The sequence below is a fragment of the Natronogracilivirga saccharolytica genome (genome assembly GCF_017921895.1).
In the GTDB taxonomy this organism is placed as follows: domain Bacteria; phylum Bacteroidota; class Rhodothermia; order Balneolales; family Natronogracilivirgulaceae; genus Natronogracilivirga; species Natronogracilivirga saccharolytica.
The window spans coordinates 58,394-76,636 of sequence record NZ_JAFIDN010000011.1; the positions used below are offsets into that span (position 1 = coordinate 58,394).

At 51.1% G+C, this 18,243-nt stretch carries 12 protein-coding genes; 4 read left to right on the plus strand and 8 right to left on the minus strand.

The annotated features are described in order from the left end of the window. Positions 1-56 precede the first annotated feature (56 nt). Both NATSA_RS12710 and NATSA_RS12715 read right to left on the minus strand, forming a co-directional pair. Positions 57-800, minus strand: a complete 744-nt coding sequence (locus NATSA_RS12710) for a sulfite exporter TauE/SafE family protein (RefSeq protein ID WP_210512980.1) — start codon at positions 798-800, stop codon at positions 57-59. Between the two features lie 198 nt (positions 801-998). Then, a complete protein-coding gene (locus NATSA_RS12715) occupies positions 999-1,331 on the minus strand; it encodes a rod shape-determining protein (RefSeq protein WP_246481821.1) in 333 nt (110 codons plus the stop codon). Positions 1,332-1,447: 116 nt separating this feature from the next. On the opposite strand from NATSA_RS12715, the gene NATSA_RS12720 reads away from it, so the two are divergent. Together NATSA_RS12720 and NATSA_RS12725 are read left to right on the plus strand one after the other, a co-directional pair. Next, positions 1,448-3,409: a fructose-1,6-bisphosphatase gene (locus NATSA_RS12720; RefSeq protein ID WP_210512982.1), complete on the plus strand. Its 1,962-nt coding sequence runs from the start codon at positions 1,448-1,450 to the stop codon at positions 3,407-3,409. 519 nt (positions 3,410-3,928) lie between these two features. After that, a complete protein-coding gene (locus NATSA_RS12725; RefSeq protein WP_210512983.1) occupies positions 3,929-8,230 on the plus strand; it encodes a T9SS type A sorting domain-containing protein in 4,302 nt (1,433 codons plus the stop codon). A gap of 40 nt (positions 8,231-8,270) precedes the next feature. Here the strand turns inward: NATSA_RS12725 and NATSA_RS12730 are convergent, their stop codons facing one another. From NATSA_RS12730 to NATSA_RS12745, 5 genes are all read right to left on the minus strand, one after another. Beyond that, positions 8,271-9,038 (minus strand): acyl-[acyl-carrier-protein] thioesterase, encoded by a 768-nt coding sequence (locus NATSA_RS12730; RefSeq protein ID WP_210512984.1) that lies wholly within the window; start codon positions 9,036-9,038, stop codon positions 8,271-8,273. A gap of 294 nt (positions 9,039-9,332) precedes the next feature. Beyond that, a complete protein-coding gene (locus tag NATSA_RS12735; RefSeq protein ID WP_210512985.1) occupies positions 9,333-11,840 on the minus strand; it encodes a TonB-dependent receptor in 2,508 nt (835 codons plus the stop codon). A gap of 94 nt (positions 11,841-11,934) precedes the next feature. After that, complete coding sequence (locus tag NATSA_RS15615; protein WP_272491782.1) at positions 11,935-12,057, minus strand: hypothetical protein; 123 nt, start codon at positions 12,055-12,057, stop codon at positions 11,935-11,937. 232 nt (positions 12,058-12,289) lie between these two features. Next, entirely contained in the window at positions 12,290-13,417 is a 1,128-nt protein-coding gene (locus NATSA_RS12740; RefSeq protein ID WP_210512986.1) for a helix-turn-helix domain-containing protein, read from the minus strand. Between the two features lie 279 nt (positions 13,418-13,696). Next, positions 13,697-13,915: a type II toxin-antitoxin system Phd/YefM family antitoxin gene (locus NATSA_RS12745; protein WP_210512987.1), complete on the minus strand. Its 219-nt coding sequence runs from the start codon at positions 13,913-13,915 to the stop codon at positions 13,697-13,699. 229 nt (positions 13,916-14,144) lie between these two features. On the opposite strand from NATSA_RS12745, the gene NATSA_RS12750 reads away from it, so the two are divergent. Together NATSA_RS12750 and NATSA_RS12755 are read left to right on the plus strand one after the other, a co-directional pair. Next, positions 14,145-14,564, plus strand: coding sequence for a CHRD domain-containing protein (locus NATSA_RS12750; protein WP_210512988.1), 420 nt, complete (start codon positions 14,145-14,147; stop codon positions 14,562-14,564). A gap of 715 nt (positions 14,565-15,279) precedes the next feature. After that, a complete protein-coding gene (locus NATSA_RS12755; protein ID WP_210512989.1) occupies positions 15,280-16,401 on the plus strand; it encodes a hypothetical protein in 1,122 nt (373 codons plus the stop codon). Between the two features lie 115 nt (positions 16,402-16,516). Here the strand turns inward: NATSA_RS12755 and NATSA_RS12760 are convergent, their stop codons facing one another. Next, complete coding sequence (locus NATSA_RS12760; protein WP_210512990.1) at positions 16,517-17,644, minus strand: fatty acid desaturase family protein; 1,128 nt, start codon at positions 17,642-17,644, stop codon at positions 16,517-16,519. Positions 17,645-18,243 lie beyond the last annotated feature (599 nt).

The following is an 18,243-nucleotide window of genomic DNA, read 5'->3' on the forward strand; positions in this document are numbered from 1 at the left end:
CGTTCTGTTCGGAAAGTTGTTTTTTTCATCCCGAAAATAACGATTTGCAGAAGTAATTAAATGATCAGCAGCACGGCAAACAGAATCAGCACCGTACCGACAACTCTGCTGAACAGAACTTCATCAATTTTCAGGAAAACCCGGTTGCCGATATACAACCCTGCTAAGAGGCCCGGCATTCCGGCAGCAAAAAACGTCACCGCCTCGGTGGTAACCAGTCCGGCAACCGAAAATGATACAATTCGTGCAACAGCGGCAAAAACAAAAACCACAATAAGCAGATCCCGGAAAACGTGCATCTGAAAGCGCCGGCCGAGGTGCCAGATGATAGGCGGCCCGCTGATGCCGAAGAGTCCGCCTAATACACCCGAAGCACCTGCAAAACCAATATCCTTGCGGTCGCATTTTTCGGGAAGTTGCGCCTCAAGTTTTCCCGGGGACATTTTGGTACGGAAAACGGCGAACCACAGCCCAAGGATAAAAACCGCCAGGCCCAGCAGAACACGAAAAGTATCCGCCGGGAAATAACTGAGCAGGAATACGCCGGCAGCGGTTCCCGCGGCCATGGCTGCAATGATCCCGGCCAGGAACGGAAGGCTTTGCACGCTGCGGACCGTCCGCCACATCAAAAGCCCAGCTATCAGATCCAGAAACGAGCTTGCCACAATAACAGATTGCGGGGCAAAAAACAGCGCACCGACAGGAATAAAAATCAGTGCCGGACCAAATCCGGTCAGCCCCTTGATGAAGAAGGCAGCGGCGGCAATTGCAGTAATGATCAGGAAAAAAAGGCTGTCCAATGGCTTTTGTACCAGTGAGGAACCGGTACGTGTTTTATACGGATGTATTGGTGAAGGTGACTGTACGCACCCGGGAATATACGGCAATTCAGTCAGAATGGCGCTTTGATTGGGAAATTCCACAACTGCATGGTGGATAATGCGATTACCAAACAGGGCACAGTAAGCAAAACGCATTTGCCGGATGCCCTGTCTGAATCAAACGAGCACGGCTCTGTAGTACTCCAGGTCGTCCAGCACGGCGCCGGTTCCCCGAACCACGACCGCCAGCGCGTCTTCCGCTAGGTTAACTGGCAGGCCGGTCCGCTCTGCAACACGCTTGTCAAGATTTTTCAGCAGGGCTCCGCCTCCGGCAAGCACAATTCCTTCTTCCAGGATATCGCCGGCAAAACCAATATCCTTGCGGCTGCACTTGTCCGGAAGCTGCTCTTTTAGCCGGTCGAAGGATGTTTTGGTGCGAAACAGGGCATGGCAAAGTCCCGGGATGAAAAAGGTACCAGCCAGCAGGATACCGGGTAAGTATGCAACCAACGGTAATCTCGGCATCACTCTTCAGGCTGCAGGGATCTCGCCACAAACCGTTTGATATTTATGCAAATCAAACGTAATTAAGAGGGTACATATAACGCGAATAACAGAATCCTGTAATGAACAGCAGTAAAACAGACCTGCAATACCTGCAGCTTCTATCAAGGCAGTACCCGACCATCAGTGCGGCGTCCACAGAAATCATTACCCTCAGCCCGATTTTACAGCTTCCAAAGGGTACCGAGCATTTTGTATCGGATATCCACGGGGAGTATGAGTCGTTCATACATGTGCTGCGAAACGGTTCGGGTTCCATAAAAAGAAGAATCGATGAGATTTACGGGGCCACACTCACGGACCAGGAGAGGCGGAATCTTGCCACCATTATCTACTATCCGGAGCAGAAAATTCCTCTGATGATGAAAGATCTGGATGATCCGGCTGACTGGTGCCGGAGAATTTTGTTCCAGCTTGTCAGGCTGTGCCGCATATTCTCATCCAAGTATACCCGGAACCGGGTAAAGCAAATTCTGCCCGAAGATTTTCATTATATCATCGAAGAGCTGCTCCATGAACAGGAGAGTGCCAAAAACCGGCAGGATTATTTTAACTCCATCATCCGGACCATTATCGAAACGGGAAGGGCAGTGACATTCATGACTGCACTTGCACGGCTTATTCAGCGGCTGACCATTTCCCGGTTGCATGTGATAGGGGATGTGTACGACCGGGGACCCGGTGCCCACATTATCATGGATACGCTGCTTGAGCATCACGCCGTGGATTTCCAGTGGGGCAATCACGATATCGTGTGGATGGGGGCCGCGGCCGGCAGTGAGGCGTGCATGGCCAATGTGATCCGCGTTTCGCTGCGCTACTCCAATATGGAAACTCTTGAAAACGGCTATGCTATCTCCATGCTGCCGCTGGTCTCACTCGCTATGGATGAGTATGGTGACGACCCCTGTACGCAGTTTCGTCTAAAGAATGCCGGGAGCGAGCTTACCGAAAACGATCAGCTGCTGATGGCAAGGATGCACAAGGCGATCACTATCATCCAGCTGAAGCTCGAAGGGCAGGTCATAAAAAGACGATCGCAGTACAAGATGCAAGACCGGCTGCTGCTGGACAGGATTGACTTCGGCAAGGGAGTGATCAGCATCGACGGGAAAGAGCATGCACTGATCGATACCCATTTTCCCACCATTGATCCGGATAACCCTAACAGGCTTTCTGACCATGAAAAATCAGTGATGGATAAAATCGGCCAGTCTTTCACCAACAGTGAGCGGCTTAAAAAACATGTACGGTTTCTCTTTTCAAAGGGCAGCATGTACCTCACTTACAACAACAACCTGCTCTACCACGGCTGCATACCCATGACTTCAGACGGCAAATTGTTCCGTTTCAAGCTCAACGGGAAATATCTGAGTCCGAAAGCGTTCATGGACCACCTTGAACGGCTCGCGCGACAAGGTTTTTTTGCCAAACATGATCCGGAAAAAAAGCAGCATGGCCAGGATACCATGTGGTATCTCTGGAGCGGGGCGCAGTCTCCGCTGTTCGGAAAGGAAAAGATGGCCACATTTGAACGCTATTTCATCGATGATCCGGAAACCCACAAGGAAAAGATGAATCCCTATTATGAATTCAGAACCCGCAGGAATGTGGCCGAAGAGATTCTCAGGGAGTTCGGGCTGGATCCCCGAAAGGGGCATATCATCAACGGTCATGTCCCGGTAAAGGTGAAGAAAGGGGAGAACCCGGTGAAGGCCGGCGGCAAGCTGATTGTGATTGACGGCGGGTTTGCCAAAGCTTATCAGGAGAAAACCGGGATAGCCGGTTACACGTTGATTTTCAATTCATACGGACTCCTGTTGGCAGCACACCAGCCGTTTGAGTCAACCCGCAAGGCAATCCAGTCGGAAGAAGACATCCACTCCACGACGAAAATCCTGGAGCAGAACACGAAAAGAATCCGCATGCGCGACACCGACGACGGTAAAGAGATACAAAAACGCATCGACGATCTTAAAAAGCTGATGGAGGCGTACCGCTCGGGCCTGATCAAGGAATCTTGAGCCGGAAAGCCAACTTGTTTATGTATGCGCTCCCGGGCGTACTGACAATGAAGCTTATGGTACTTACAATCATTTCGAACCATTACCGGTGTGACTTACATGCAGAGCGTTCACCAGAGACCCCACGGCTTTCCATTTTTATTTGCAGGCATTTATTCAGAAATTAATTCCGGAATGCCGCTTAGAAGGAAGCTCAGAGCGGCTCATCCGAATGACCTGTTCAGATTATTATTTTCCTGACTCTCCTTAATCTTTATTCCACCATGTACATCGGGCTGCAGCACCTGCACTCTTTTTTATCCTACCTTGTGATAGCCGGACTGATACTGACCCGCATCCCCTGGGCAGCCTGGCCGTAAGTACGCTTTATCAGTCTGAAGCATGTGCAGTTGCAGATATTTATGACGAAGCAGCAGACAGGCAGCGGGATACACGCAAATAAATAAAATTGTTGACTTTTGTTTGCGCGAACACGAGATTTGGAGCTTGTTTTAAAAGAGAGCACCAAACACAATGACTATGCGCAAACGATACAACTGGTTATCTTTTCTTTCCCTTCTTTTTTTCTTCTTTCTGCATACTTCCGCGGACGCACAGACGCAATGGCAAGGCGAATTCGGCCTGGGGCTTTCGAATGAAGGTTATGCCATGGTGGAAGGACCTGACGGGGATATTTACGTCGGTGGTGAATTTGATCAGGCAGGACCATATACCACATCCGGACTTGCCCGCTGGGACGGAGAACACTGGCATCCGGTCGCCGATTTTGACGGGGATCTGCGGGCGCTGCACATCCACGGAGACATGCTCTATGCGGGCGGAAATTTTGACTCTGTAACACCGCACGGCGATGCCGAAATAACAACTTCGAATATTGTCCGGAAAAACCTTGATACAGGCAGCTGGTCCGAAATGGACGGCGGACTCCAAGGCGGCAGTGTGGAAACCTTTGCAGATGATGCCGATAACAGCTTGTATGCCGGCGGATGTTTTCGTGAAAATGATGGCCGTTCTCTTGACCGTATTGCCCGCTGGGACGGAAACAACTGGCGCCCGCTTAAGGCCGGTACGGATGATCGGAACGGTGTCAGTGCCTGTGTTTATGACATGCAGTATGATGAAGATAATGGACGGCTGTATCTCGGCGGCAACTTTCGGGCGGCCGTGAATTATGATGCCATAGAGGATGAGAATCAGACCATAGTTATTGGCGGAGTGGCCTACTACGATGGGCGCTGGCGACAAATCGGCGGTGGAATCAGTGATGAGTATCCCGGGCTTCCCAATCCGCGGGTCAGCTCCATTCATCTGCATGATAACGGTAATCTCTATGTAGGCGGAACGCTCTGGAAAGCATATAACGATGCAGACCGGGAGGTGGAAGTGGAAATCCGCACCTTCGCCCGCTGGGACGGATCAGAATGGCAGAGTATTTTCGATCAAAACTATGGCACCATGCATGTTATTGTCGCATCAGGTGACATACTTCATCTCGGCGGTTACTTTGAAAATGCCGGAACGGACGGACAAGAGACTTTCAAGGTCAATTCATATGCGCAGTATAACACACAAACCGGCGAACTGCTGACCAATGAGGTTGACGAGAGTCCTTTTGGCGAAGGATTCACCGATGCCGACGGAACGATTCGGCGGCAGGGCTTGATCCGCGACATTCTTATACCGGAGAACGGGGATGATGTCTTTGTAACCGGACGTTTCGATCGTGCTCATATTGATGACGGTCTCACGGATCAGCGTGAAATTGACCGGATCGCCCGCTGGGACGGCGATACCTGGCATGCGCTTGGCACCGGTTTCTCCGACGAGGTCACCAGTCTGGATGCCGTGGGTGACACCTTGTTCATAGCCGGCGGGTTCCATCATATCGCGAACCGCGGTGAGATGTTTGCATCCCCGCACCTTGCGGTTTTCGACCGGAGTACAGGGCTGTTTGTGCCTTCTGAAACGGCTGCAACCCCTTACGACGGCGGACGCGGTTATGAGGTGACTACCGATCCGGTCACCGGAACAGCTTATGCCGCCCTCAGCACCCGCACGATCACCCTGCCGGACGGCGAGACCGAAAGCGGGAATATCCTGAAGTGGAATCCTGTCGCCGAACGATGGGACCCGCTTGGCCGCGTTCGGCAAAGCCAGCAGCAGGACCACTGGATACGCGATATGGAGTTTGCCGGCGGACAGCTCTATGTCGCCGGACGATTTGCCACACTATTCGGACAAGATACACCCGCCGGCCGTGCCGACCTGGTTCGTTACAACCCGGATACAGATGCGCTTGACTGGCCGGATACACGTGGTCTGATTGCACCTGATCACCGCCGGGCCGATGCGCTTGCCCATGATGAAGAGTGTCTGTATGCGCTGTTCTGGGTAAACTCAAATTTCAGAGAACATACCACAGGCAATATCATGTGCCTGGATTTTGAGACCGATGAACCGCATTGGTATCCGGGATACCTGTCATCTTCGCAGGGCGGCTCCGTAGACCTCCTGAAAAGCAATGAATTCCTGTATATCGCCCACAGCGCCAGCGGCTGGGTTCGCTTTTTTGATGATGACGGTGAAGTTACCTCTGAAAAGGATTTGTCCAACAATATCTCGTTGCTGCATCCGCAAACCGAAAGCTGGCTTTCATGGCCGGGCGAATACGGTGCCTGGGTCAGTAGTTTGGCCAAACATGAAAATGCTCTCTATGTGGCCGGAAGAAACACGGAGATTGACGACATTGAGTTTGACGGAATATCACTTTATGATAAAGGTAGCGCTCAATGGGTGGCAGTAGGGGACGCCCTGCAGCAATCCTTTACTTCACGGAATGACAGAAGCGGGGTTGCGGTAATTGATGATGAAATCTGGACCTGGGGTGATTTCCGGTTTACCGGAAGCTCAGGAAGCGCCTTCCTGGCACGCTATCCGGAAGTATCTGAGGGCACGCCGGGACCGGCAGCGGCCTATCATACGCCTGATCTCACCCTCGCTCTTCAACAGGATCAGTCCGTTGAGATCCCCGTATATATTCCCAACATCGGAAATGAAAATCTGGACTGGTCACTCACAGTAGATCAGTCCGGGGAGTCTATTCATGGCAAAGCCGGCATAACCGGTACTTCAGAGAGCAGTTCAATGAGCGGGTCAGTTACCGATGAACCATGGATAACCACTGATGCGACCTCCGGAACAGCTCCGGCAGGATCAGTCGACTCCGTCGTCGTAACTCTGGATCCGTCATCATTGCAAACAGGCGAGTATGAGGGTGTTATCGAAATCACGGGAAGTGATGCCGTATCTGAAACCAACGAAATCCCCGTCTCGCTGACGGTCAATCCGCTGCAGCCGGCTACCGGTCCTTATCCTGAAGATGATCAGAACAATGTTCCGGCCATTCCGTCACTTACCTGGGAAAACCAGCGCTTTCCTGATGAAGTGACCGTGTATCTCGGGACATCGGAAATGCTGGATGAAGATGACATTCTTTATCAGGGAGCGCCGGTCGATTCCCTGCCGGCAGATTCAGTTGCTGCTTTGCTTGACGCCCCGCTGGAAGCTTTCGGAACATATTACTGGCGGGTTGATCAGTCCAACGCCGTTTCTGAAGCCGAAGGCGAGGTTTGGAGCTTCAGAACAGCCGCAGGAGAAAATAAAATTGCCATTGGTGACCAGGAGTACGGTATAGATTACTATCCGGTATACCCCTCAAACAATCCGGCCTGGATTCAGACGCTCTTCCCGGGTAACGAAATTGGCCGCTCGGGCACCATAACCTCACTGGCCTATTATTATCTCGGTGAAGCGGACGCCACTCTGGATGTATCAATCTACATGGAAACTACTGCGGACGAGTCCTTCGAGGATAACGAATCATGGGTCCCGGAACCCGAGCTGACTCTGGTTTATGAGGGCGAGCTGGAAATGGAGGAGACCGGAGAAGCTTATTGGCTGGACCTTGAACTGGAGCAACCGTTTGAATATGATGCCGGTGAAAATCTCGTCATTGGTGTGTTCAGCGATGATGACCGTGACCTTGGCGATGCCATGCCGGGTATTCGTTTCTACAGCACAGACCGGGATGAGCCACTTTCGCTCTTCTGGTATGGCGAAGAAGAGGTGGATCCGGAAAATGCGGCCGGCAACGGGTATAACTGGCGGGAGCTGCCGGATATCCGACTGACATTTGGTGAGGCCGATGATGATCCTGGAGTTGTGGAGCCCGGTATAGCGTCGCTGACTAATCCGGAAAACGGTGCGGAAAACCTGACGGCCGGAGATGTCGTGCTTGAATGGGAACACCCGGCAGAAGCCGACAGTGTCGAACTGCAGGTGGCGGAACACTCTGAATTTGAAGGAGACCTCGCCGTTTCGGCTGTTCTGGAAGGCGGATCGGAATCGGGTACGTACGAGCCTGATGATTTGCAGGATGAAATGACATACTACTGGCGGATTCGTGTCTGGGAAGAAGATACGGTCGGCGAGTGGTCGGATACCTGGTCATTTTCAACGGGCATCCCAACCGCTGCAGATGCAACCGCAGATGTTCCGGATAAAGTGGAGCTCAGGCAGAACTATCCGAATCCATTCAATCCGGATACCCGGATCCGCTATGGAGTTCCGGAGTCCGGGCAGGTCCGGCTAACCGTCTATAACGCGCTCGGACAGCATGTGGCCACGCTGGTGAACGAAAATCAGTCAGAGGGCTGGCATGAGGTGCGATTTGATGCCGGAAGCTTGTCCAGCGGTGTATACATTTATGAGATCACCGCAGGTGATGTGGTAGAGACACGTGCGATGATGCTGGTGAAATAATTTCACCAGCATTTGCCGGAGTGCATTCTTCTGCCGGAGGCTATTCTTCTACGGGCTGTGTCCGCGGTTTCCACAGGGTTTCGGCAGATGCACAGACATTGTCGTTTGACTCGGTTTTGATGGAGTGCGAATAAGCGTGTTCATCGGAGGGGTGCCGGCGGGTAAAAGAGACCAGCGAGTCACCGTACTGTGCTTCGCTCACAAAACGGCCGTCGATGGAGTGCAGATAGCAGCTGTTCTTCACATCCTCCGGCATTGACTCCATCAGCCAGGCCAGATAGCGGATATTGTTCACGTGGCCGTAGGCATCCACGTCATACTTGTTGATGGTGAAGCGGCGTGACATATCGGATGAAAGCACCGGTTTGATTTTCCGGGTGATGTTATGGTCGATACACATCTCATCGCGGAACGACCACTTCTGCATGATGTCCTCAAAAATATTGGCCGGGCGCCTTTTTTCGATATCGAAGAAAAGCCAGAGACCGCGGGCGCGGCCGATGATATTGCGGTTTCCGTCATAGATGATATTTTCGCGGTACCCCCGGATGGATGTGTACGTGGAGAGCCAGGTGCGAATGGTGATGTTCTCCTTGTAGACGGGATAACGCTCCATCTGCATGTAACCGGAAAGCAGTATCCATCCGATGTTCTTTCGTTTCAGTTCGTACAAACTGTGGCCGATGGAATGACAGTGATCCGCGGCGGCCTCCTCCAGCAGTGTTAATATTGTGGTGGGAGAAGCTTCGCCAAAGTCATTCATCTCAAAATATCTTAATTGAAATGACCGGTCAAAATAAGTATTCATGATATTGCCGATAATGCATTATTGGATAATCTGATGATACCTGTACAAAAAATAAAATAATCACATATCAGATATATTTTTTTTATCAGAATACTGGAAATGTAATGAATTATGTGTTCCGGTCACAAAGAATGCCAGAGCAGCAAATGGTCTGCGGAGACCAGCCTGACCTTCCCGATGGCACGGATCTGCATGGTCAAAGCCGGCTATCGTATCTCCGACCGCAGTGAGCTGGGATTCGGCACCGCCTGTATTTCATCGAAAAAAAGTGTACGGCTTTTCCAGGCCCGGGACCTAAAACTCGATCTTGTAGCTGATGCTCGGGACCACGATCACGCTCTTGTCCAGCTCCACGCTTTCGGTTTTGTAGTTGTAATTGTACCCCTCCGCCGTGGCCCTGCCGAGCATGTTTTTCACCTGCAGGGCCCAGATGCTCGAATACCCCGGACGGTTCATGCGCCAGGTGACCGAAAGGTCGGCGTACACGGTGGAGGCCAGCTGGTTGCTGAACGCCCGAGTCTCATCAAAGAACACCAGTTCGCGTTCCCTGGACTTCTCCTCCAGCACCGGACTGACCCGCTCGCCGCCTATGAAATTGAGCCGGGTGTTCACGCCCAGTATCCTGCGGCTGTCCCGGAAGGCAAACTCCCTTCCGACCAGCGCATTGGCCACGTAACCCTTGTTGAAACGGGTGTTGCGCCATACGCCGTCACCGCCTTTGTAGCGCGAGGAGAACACCGATCCGGTAACCAGGAAGTAGTAGCCCCGGTGCAGGAACCGCTCGAAGGTCACATCCAGCCCCACGTTCCTGCCGATACTGTTGTTTTCAAGGACGTCGCTGAAGGCCCAGTCCTGCTGGTAGTTGATCATGGAGAAGGAGCTGTCCGCGATGCCGGGAGCGTCGAAAAGGAACTGGGCATAGGGCTCGATCTTGAGGCGCATGTTGTCGCTGACCTGCCAGTCCCAGGCCAGCACAAAATGGTGCGCCCCGGAAAGCCGGAGGTCCACGTTCGGGAGCGTGCTGGAGTTCAGCTGGATATCGGCGTTCGCAAGTGCAGATGGGTTCGAGTGGATATCGGTGTCCGCGAGCGCAGATGAGTTCGAGTGGATATCGGTGTCCGCGAGCGCATCGGATCTGTTCGCTTCGGCTCTGACCAGATAAACCTTGAGCTCTTCACGCTGGCTGTGCCTGCCATACCCGAGGCTCACGGAATGGCTTCCGGAAAGGTTCAGGCGCAGCGCGATCCTCGGATCCACCCAGAAGGCCTCGTTCAGGGCAAAGTATCCGGTGTTCACCCCGGCGTTCAGCAACAGGTTTTGTGACAGGCTCCAGCGCGACTGCGTATAAAACTCCACCACGTGACTGTGGTCGCGTTCATCAACCAAATTGCGGTACGTTGACGGATCGCTTTCGAGGGTGCTGTTGATGTCGAGGTTGTATTGCAGCCTTTTGACGGTCAGCCCGGTCTGTGTGGTGAACCTCGGGCTGAACGTGTGGCTGATGTAGGAGCCGATACTCAGATTGCCCGAGTTGTCGATCGCAGACAGGTCATCGTGGGCCACCAGGTCATCATCCTGCCGCACGGTCTCCATTCGGTTGCGGATGCCCGTTGCGGCCAGCGTGGTGTTGACATACGTCCTTTTTCCGGTCAGGATGCGGTGCGAGAGTCCGACCGCGCCCATTTCAATGCCCCAGTCGAAGGAGACCCGGTCCCAGTCGTTATCCCACATCTGCGGATCGGTCTGGAGCGGCTCGAAGGCCTTGTCGATGCCGCCGACCCCCCACAAGGAGAAGGTGCCGGCATTCCGGGTGGGCATGTTGAACTTGAAGGAGAGGTCCTGGTACCGGAACTCCTGATCGGTCGGAATCAAATTGAGGTCGGTGAGCAGCCCCAGCGTCGAATACCGGTAATTGAACAGGTAGGATGCGCTGGATCCGGGCACGACGGGTCCCTCGGATGCGATGTCCAGCCCCATGGTTCCGGCCTGGAAAGTGTGCTGGTGGACCGTGCTGTTTCCGGTGCGCAGGTTCATGTCGAACACCCCGGCCAGCGCATTGCCGTACTCGGCGGGGAAGGCACTGGTATGGAAATCGGAGTTGTCCAGCATCTGACTGCTGAAGAGCGTCACAATTCCTCCGCCGGCCACGTTGCCCCCGGCAAAATGGTGCGGTGTCGGGATTTCCACGCCTTCCACCCGCCAGGATATACCCTTCGGACTGTTTCCCCGCACGATGATGGCATTGTTCTGGACGTTTCCCACCGCAACGCCGGCGTAGGCGGACACCAGCCGGGCCGGATCGTCCATGCCGCCCGCATACCGCCGCGTCTCCTCGACACTGAACGACCGGGAGCTCACCGTGGCCATGGAATTCAACGGCTTGTTTTTCACGATTTCCGGGGTGATGATGACCTCGCCCAATTCGGATATGGATTGCCGCAGTCCGATATCCACCACAACCTCCCTGCCGGATGTGGCCATCACCTCGGGGATGATTACCGGTTCGTAGCCGATGTAATTTACCTGAAGCGAATGCCGGCCCAGCGGAACCCTGGAAATGTGGAAGTTGCCCCGGGCATCGGTCGATGCTCCCAACAGGGGCTCACTATCGCGAATAATGACGGTAGCACCGATGAGAGGCTCCATGGTCTGGGCGTCGTAGACGTTGCCCTTGATGGTTTGAGTGATCGGGGTGGTTTGGGTCTGTGTGCTTTGGGCGACCGGTTGCGAATTGGACTTCGGGACAATGAAGAGCATCAGTATTGCCGCCAGCAGGAAGTTGAAGAGCTGTATTCGATTCATGATATTTCGTGACATGATTTTGGGTGATGGAAAAGGTATGAAGGATAGGGTTGGAAAAAGGTCGATGGACATCGGTCGATGCACAAATGGAGGATCAGCCAAAGCTGTTGCTGAGGTGTATCCAGAGGATGAATGCCATGATCGCAATGCTGATCAGGCAGAGGACTCCGTACAGCAGGGACGGGATGATTTTTTTGAGGATATTTTGTCGTTTCATAGTGCAGGTTTCCGGTTTGTGTTCCACGGATGGTGTGGTAACTGCGATAAATATCGGAAGGCGGGCTCTCCTGGTCGTCCGGACCTGCAGGTGTGTACTACCGGACCGGCCCACTCCTGCAGGATTGGACGCTGCCCTGTGCACGACGGAAGGGAATGAATGGCACGATCAGGGCTTATGCTTCCGCACCATGGCTGGTATCCGACTCATGCCTGAGTTTCCGGTGCATTTCCTAAGCATCCGACACATACTGGGTCGGAGTTTTGCCCGTGATCTTTTTGAACACCTGGTTGAAGGATGACTTGGAGTTGAATCCGGAATCCAGTGCAATGGCAAGGATGCTGTAATTGCTGTTGTCCGGATCGGCGACCCTCTGCTTGAACTCCTCCACACGGTATGTGTTGACAAAATCGAAGAAGTTCTTGTCCTCGTATTGATTGATGATCTGCGAAAGGTGGTTGGCGGTGATCCCCAGTTCATCGGCCAAGTTGCCGAGGGACAATTTCGGCTCAAGGTAGGGCTTCTTCGTGTTCATCAGCGCAATCAGTTTCCCGTGGTACTGCTGCGCGAGTTCCGCCTTGAGTCCCGACCTGAGGTACTCCCCGGAAGGTTTCGGTTCCACTATCTGCTGGATCTGGCTGGTTCCATCAGCGAAAACATTCCTGTGCCTGATGCCGGAGTATCCCAGAAACAGGATGAAGCCGACGAGCGGCACGTACAGGACCAGGTCGGTGTTGAATCCGAAGTGTACCCCCAGCCCCCACTCCAGCATGACCACAATACCGGAAATCAGGAAAATCATCCCGATGCCCCAGATGAAATATTTCAGCCAGCTCAGGTCGATTGATTCCTTGTAGGCGAAATTCTGGTTCCTCAGGTCTTCGTACCAGCCCAGCAGCCGGTAGGAAGCAATGGCATAGCCGATGCCGGAGGCGAAGAACGCGAACAGCGAAAAGATGATGAAGGCGGTATAGTCATCCAACTCCCCGTGATTTACCATCAGTTTTTCTTCCGCGGAGTAGAAAAAAAAGAACGGGATCATGTAGATATAGAAAAGCGCCGCCGGTCCGAAATGCAGATAGTTCTTCCAGTGGAAACGCTGGTCGCTTTTCATGGAAAAAAGCACGTAAAGGTACAGAAATGGGCCGTGCAGAAGGGGGAAAGGGTGGTGGATGCCGGACATGTGCGGATATTTCTCCCAGAATCCCAGATAGTAGAGATAGTAGCTGAACAGATGGAGGCCGATCACGAACATCCACACGGCCAGGATCCGGTCGGATGTGGGCGCCTTCTTTTTGGTCAGCAGCAGAAACTGAAGGAAGAAACAGAGGAAGATCCCGATAGTGAAAACGGTGTTCATTGGGGTGGTTTCAAACAGCTGGTTTTAATGCCATTACTGGACTGGATTATTTCTGCGACAATGTGAAAAAGTAGCTATATGAGGTGTATTAACCAATCGCTAATTGGCAGCGCGACCGGTGTCATTCCAACAACTTTTTAAATTGATTTTCCGGTGTTGTGGTGGGATTTTTTCACCATAGAGTGCGCACGTGCCTGTACATCCTGATCCGATCGTCGGTGGTAACCAGGGTGGCTCCGAGCGAAATAGCGCTCACGGCCAGCTCGTCGGCCGATGCGATTACCTCGCGGGCGGCTTCGGAGAGATGAGATCACCCTCATTGACCACAGAGCCTTTCAGCGGATTTTCATGCCCCTGCGCCTTTTCAACGGGCTGCAGGATCGCAACGATTTCATCGCGCTTTGTTATGGTGTAGGAAACCTCCTCATCGTGCACCCGGCGCTCAATATCCAGGCATTTTGCCTTGAATTCGGTGACGGATATGGTATGGTTTTTCATATAATGACTATTATAAAATAATAATGGTCATTTAAAATAGATCATAATGATCTTTGTGTGCAATAAGCCCGGGGGGATGCGGTACTTATTCGAATCTTGAATCGTGGGAAAAAAGCCTTGTTAATGTTGCATCTTCCTGTTCAAAATTTTCCAGAAACGCGGCCGCACACGCGAGACCATCGTTCCGATTCATTGGGATCCGCCCATCACCGGCTCGCAACGTTATCTGATGCCTGACCTCATCATCGAGCGGGACGAGGTCAGCTGTATTGTGGATGCCAAGTATAAGGACCACTGGGAGGATCTGAATGTGGATAGCTGGATGCGACTCGAAGAGGAGATTCGCAATCGGCATCGACATGATGTGCACCAGATTTTGGCTTATGCGGTGACGCACGAGGCGGGAGTGATCGGTGCAATTAACTCTTCTGGCGAATATTTATTCGATACATCAGACAGAAAATCGATTATTTGTTGTCTCATGTACCCATGCACCCGTGAAACCTGGCTTTCGTTGGTCAGCCGCAATCGCCACATTCACGAAGCCGAATTGGGGCACTCCGGTCAAAATATCCGTTTAATGCTTACAGCCATGCCTTTTCAACTACCGGATGAGGAGCTGAAGCATTTGCTGAGGGTTTTGGGGTGATTGAGAAAAAAATTATAGGTGTAACTTTGTGATCCAGAACCTATGACTCCTGTCGGTGTTTTGTTACATTGTCCATCATGACACGTCTCGATACGCGCATAGTGACCAACTTGCTGTCTCCAGAGACAGCAAGATCGCTATGTGCAAGTTCGTCCTGCTATCCAGGGACAGCAAGGGATGCAACGTACAAGTTCGCCCTGCTGCGGGCAGGCAGTTTCTTCATACAAATAGTGTAAGCTTCCCGTTTCCTCAAGTTTATCGAGCCAGAAATTGGTGTGGCAACAAGTGCATTTGCTTAAAACAGGAACTGCCGGTTGTCGCCAATATTCTTATACTGCTCATGAAGCTGTTCCTGAAGCAACCTGACAGCAATTTGGTGCAATCTGAAGCAACATTAAATTTCATGAAGTAACACGAAGCAGCATAAAGCTGTTCCTGAAGCAACATGAAATAACTTGAAGTAACGCGAGATTAATCTGAAGCAACCAGAAGCAACCTCAAGTTCAAACTTGTGAGCAGCAAAAACGCGCCCGATTTGTTTTATGGTGATGGCGGATGGCTGCCCTGGCGTGTTTATTGGAAGGATGGACTGGAGCTGAGGTAGCGTTAATTGAGGTAACTATCACGTTTCGGTGGTTTCAGAGCAAGCGATGCGAGCCTTGTAAATGGTAAAAACAAGTTGTTATGAAAGACCTTACATCCAAAAACTGTCATAATGAAACTGACAAAAAATGAATTTATCCGACGCTTGAATCTGATATCGTCAGCAACCAGCGTAACGGGAAAGACGTACAGAGCCATTCGTGTGGAAGGCCGGTACGTCACGTTTATCCGGCGGGGAAAATTTTCCCCGGAAGAAATCCATATAGATGAATTGTATGACCTGTATGTGCATGAAGATGTAAGAAACCCAACCATTGCCAAAAAGTACATCTCGGGCCGCAGCCAGTCACCTGCCGCCGCTATCCTGGATGTTTTGGATAAGCATATCGAGCAGGAGAGCATTCAGGGACCCGGCGAAGAAGCAACTGCGGATGGAACGGATATCCCAAAACCGAAGACTCTTGCCGGGACCAAAAAAAAGAGAACTAAAGATGAGGCCCGGTTTTTCCAAGCATTTTCAGCATTGGCAGGCAAGGAATTCATCGTTTCAAAAAGTATTGGCAAACCAATAACCCAATCAGATGTATTTCTGTCTGATAACTATCTGGACTACGACTTTGATCATCACGTTATCGACTGCTACAAGAGTATATTGCAAGCCCTGAACTCTGACGGATCTTTTTCGTCAGCAAGCTTGTCCCGCTATGTTGACGGACTTGTCATCGGTCATCCGGTTTTGGGAACAAGAATAGTGGAATTTGATGAGGAACAGCACTTTACCCCTGCCCGAAAAGACACCCTGAAGTTTTTGAAAACGATTCTTCCAGACATCTATGTATCGGAGTACCTTAACATATGCAATGATCCGGATTATCTGAATGATGCCGTCCTGAAAAAGAACCGAATTAAAAATCGATTGTCCATCCTGCCGGATACCCATAACGAGTTCATCCAGTGGCTTCAGGAATCCGACGAAAGAATATCCGGTTATATTGAACCCAAAAAAGGATTTGATTATCCGGGAGGCCGAATTGCCCAAAGAGCATATTACGACTCTCTCAGGGATACAGCTCACTTGTCCCCAAAAAACAAATCATTTCAAGCTCCTCTGAGATTCGCCAAAAAACAATTTGAGGACGTATATAACCAAAACTTCAAAGATCTATCTATCGATCAGCTCAGGTATGTCCTTATGAATCAGCTGAATGCGAGATATGAACTGAAGCTGTTTTAGTAACAGCCATCTGGTATTGTTTACCTGTCTGTTCATCGGTATTGTTGACAAGGTAATTTTTATGGCGGCAGCACGGTATTGAGAGTAAGTTGTACTATGAGTCAATGCTGCTCTGTTACCCGATCCCGTCGTTCAAGCTGGGCAGCTTTCCGATACGGATCATGTATCTGACATGTGATTTCAAAGCGGCGGCCAGTGATTCATGTTCCTGATAGGTGATATCAAACTCCCGGGCCGTCTCCCTGACGATTTCGGAAACCTCCGGATGGTGAACGTGGCATATTCCAGGGAAAAGGTGATGTTCCACCTGGAAATTCAATCCGCCAAGATACCAGGAAAGCCATCTGTTTTTTGGAGCGAAATTAACGGTGGTCTCCATCTGATGGATGGCCCAGGCATTCTGGATCTTGCCTTCATCATCCGGAACCGGAAACTCGGTCTCATCCACCGAATGGGCCAGCTGGAAAACGGTGGTGAGAATGATCCCGGCGACAAAGTGCATCAACAGAAAACCGAATATTACATGGGAAAAGGGGATGCCGATCAGAGTGGGAACTCCAAGAAGCACAATGAAATAGGCTGCCTTCATCGTGACGATTCCGAGCAGCAGCTTTATATTTTGGAAGCGTGTATTCGGATTCACTCCATCTCTGGTATACAGGACAAACTGTGCGAAATCCTTCAGGGTGACCCAGTAAAGGGTCAGGAGGCCGTAGAAAAAGAACGCATACACCGGCTGCAGTTTATGGTACCATTTCAAGGGTGTGTGCGGTGAAAAACGGAGTACCGTTTTGTCGGCAATGTCATCATCCATGTGGGTGATGTTGGTGTAGGTATGGTGCAGAATGTTGTGTTGCAGCCGCCAGTTGTGCTTTGATCCCCCCACCAGATTGAGCGTAAAACCCAGCATTTTGTTAACAACGCTGCTGGAGGAATACGCGCCGTGGATGGCATCGTGCATGATGGTCATACCCACACCGGCCATGCCTGTGCCCATGACAAGCCACAGCACCAGCGACGGCAGCAAGGGCGGTTGGAAGTAGAGGAGGTAGATGAAGGGGACGGTGTAGACGGCCAGTATGACAATGGTCTTCACCACCATCTGGGCATTGGCATGTCTGGAAATGCCGCGATCTTTGAAATGCCGGTCAACTCTCTTTTTCAGCGTTTTGAAAAAGATATTTTTGTCTTTTCCTGCAAATGTGACTCTTGGTCTTTGTTTCATGGTTTTGAGGTACTCCATCCGGATGTGTAACATGAAAGCCTGGAAACACCGGATGTCAGATGAGCATGGTCATGATGCGCACTTTTACTTACCGGGCTTTATCCAAAATTCATTCAAAAATAAAGATAATGTTTCCTGATCTGTAAGTTGTTACAAATGTATCAGGAAAATGTTATATGTTTTACGGTTTCTCAGCATCATAACTATCTTTTCCCATGTTACGTTCATTTACTCATATGTTTAAATCGTCATAAGCATTTCTGGATATCCTATTGCTGAAAATCTGTAACATGTGTAAGGGTGAAAATCTGTAACCTGTGTAACAAAAATGCAGAGAATTGTAACACTACTTTGCCGGGGTTTGTCCATATTCTGTTTTTATCGACAGTTATTTTCCGATTGTTTTCCAAATTATAGTCAGGTAACCGACGCCAATCCATGCTTTTACGGACAGGACCTCAAAGTAATTGAAAACATATGAATCTGCTCCTGTTTGAACTTGAACCGTCAAAAGCACTTCATGTCGTTCATAAATACATTTCAGGTTTCTGATCCGATAGTAATGAAACGCTGACGGAAAGTTGACGGGATACTGATTTTCGGGAATACTCGCGGTA

Coding starts and splice junctions, on each gene's coding strand:
- NATSA_RS12720 (WP_210512982.1), top strand. CDS start 1,448: ATGAACAGCAGTAAAACAGACCTGCAATACCTGCAGCTTCTATCAAGG.
- NATSA_RS12725 (WP_210512983.1), top strand. CDS start 3,929: ATGCGCAAACGATACAACTGGTTATCTTTTCTTTCCCTTCTTTTTTTC.
- NATSA_RS12730 (WP_210512984.1), bottom strand. CDS start 9,038: ATGAATACTTATTTTGACCGGTCATTTCAATTAAGATATTTTGAGATG.
- NATSA_RS12735 (WP_210512985.1), bottom strand. CDS start 11,840: ATGAATCGAATACAGCTCTTCAACTTCCTGCTGGCGGCAATACTGATG.
- NATSA_RS15615 (WP_272491782.1), bottom strand. CDS start 12,057: ATGAAACGACAAAATATCCTCAAAAAAATCATCCCGTCCCTGCTGTAC.
- NATSA_RS12740 (WP_210512986.1), bottom strand. CDS start 13,417: ATGAACACCGTTTTCACTATCGGGATCTTCCTCTGTTTCTTCCTTCAG.
- NATSA_RS12745 (WP_210512987.1), bottom strand. CDS start 13,915: ATGAAAAACCATACCATATCCGTCACCGAATTCAAGGCAAAATGCCTG.
- NATSA_RS12750 (WP_210512988.1), top strand. CDS start 14,145: ATGCCTGACCTCATCATCGAGCGGGACGAGGTCAGCTGTATTGTGGAT.
- NATSA_RS12755 (WP_210512989.1), top strand. CDS start 15,280: ATGAAACTGACAAAAAATGAATTTATCCGACGCTTGAATCTGATATCG.
- NATSA_RS12760 (WP_210512990.1), bottom strand. CDS start 17,644: ATGGAGTACCTCAAAACCATGAAACAAAGACCAAGAGTCACATTTGCA.